We start from the raw sequence: 286 nt of genomic DNA on the forward strand, positions 1-286 counted from the left end.
TGCTGCCATGCTGCGTGTACTCCAATGCGTCGCGTTATCGGGACGCTGCTGCGTCGTCAGTGCCACGACGGTCTTGACCTTGCGCGCGGAGATCTTCGGCTTGCGCCCGGGTCGCGTCTCATCCCGCTCGATCCCCGACACACCGTCAGCTAAAAAGCGACCGCGCCAGCGTGCCACCGTGCCTCGCCAGATAGCAAGGTCCGCACCGATCTCTTTATCTGTCTTGCCCTGCGCAGCGAGCAAAATAATCTTGGCGCGTTCGGCCAGTCGAACCGGAATCGTCCGA

1 protein-coding gene is annotated in these 286 nt (G+C 62.2%); it reads right to left on the minus strand.

Annotation, left to right across the window (positions count from 1 at the left end; translation table 11 throughout):
* The coding region (locus tag HB376_RS40660; RefSeq protein ID WP_213769319.1) for a helix-turn-helix domain-containing protein at positions 1-286 on the minus strand (286 nt) is incomplete at both ends.

Origin of the sequence: Caballeronia sp. dw_19, from assembly GCF_018449515.1 — a bacterium.
Classification (GTDB): domain Bacteria; phylum Pseudomonadota; class Gammaproteobacteria; order Burkholderiales; family Burkholderiaceae; genus Caballeronia.